This is a genomic window from Halalkalibacter sp. AB-rgal2 (assembly GCF_041821005.1).
Lineage (GTDB): Bacteria > Bacillota > Bacilli > Bacillales > Bacillaceae_D > Halalkalibacter.
In genome coordinates, this window is the sequence record NZ_JBGUAV010000066.1 from 1 (window position 1) to 1,038 (window position 1,038).

2 protein-coding genes are annotated in these 1,038 nt (G+C 41.3%); both read left to right on the top strand.

Annotated elements, in window-relative coordinates:
* The coding region (locus tag ACERJO_RS20945) for a Mu transposase domain-containing protein (RefSeq protein ID WP_483867214.1) at nt 1–626 on the top strand (626 nt) is incomplete at its 5' end.
* A gap of 17 nt (nt 627–643) precedes the next feature.
* Nucleotides 644–1,038 (top strand): ATP-binding protein (locus tag ACERJO_RS20950; protein WP_373648778.1); only part of this gene is annotated, 395 nt, incomplete at its 3' end.

Genomic DNA, 1,038 nt, shown 5'->3' on the forward strand with positions numbered 1-1,038 from the left:
AAGAAAAGGAGCATCTCTTACCGATGATAGGTACTCATCCTTGTGCAAGAAAGGTACAAGCAACCATCAACAGTCTTTCGCTTGTGAACTTCGAAACGAATACTTATTCCGTCCCAACTAGGTATGCAGGACGAAAAAAAGCCCAACTCTATGCATATGTTCATCACATTGAGATAAGAATTGATGGTGACTGTGTTGCCAAACATGAGCGCTCATACGAAAAGTTCCAAGAGATATTTGAGGTGGATCATTATTTAGATGAGCTGGAGAGAAAGCCCAGGGCAATCCAGCACGCCCGTCCCGTTCGGAGAACGAAACTCCCCTTATGTTATCAGGAATTTCATAAGAGAACACTATCAAAATATGGGCATGGAAAAGAGTTTATTAAACTATTGAAACTTCATCGAGAGTTCACAATAGAGACCGTAGAACGGGCAGTGGAAAGCTGTGTCAAAGAGCAGTTATTTACGGCTGATCATGTTAAACACTATCTCTACCTTATGACGCAGCCAACAACAGCGAAGCCTGTGGCTATCAGATATGAGACGGAACAGGCGATTTCTGTCACGCCTCCTGCATTTAGCCCGTATGATCAATTAATACAGAAAGGAAGGTATTTACACTGAATACAATCCGTTATCAAATGGACGAGTATCTAAAAAAGTTACGGTTACCAGCCATACGCCAACAGCTTGATACTTATTTGCGAGAAGCAAATGAACAACAAATTGTTTATGAAGAATTTCTATTTCATTTATTATCCATTGAAGTGGCTGAAAGAGATGTGAAGAAGAAAGAGTTAGCTCGAAAGAAGGCCCAATTCCCAGTACGCAAAGACCTCCTCTCCTTTCGATTTGAGGAGGCCCCCCATGTGCAAAAAAGGCGTATTTTGGACATCTTTCAAGGCGAGTATATTCAACAGAAAAGGAATGTTGTCTTCATAGGAAATTCGGGGACTGGAAAGTCCCATTTATCAATTGCACTAGGAGAAGAAGCGATTAATCAAGGCTATAAGGTGAAGTATTATACAGCAGCACG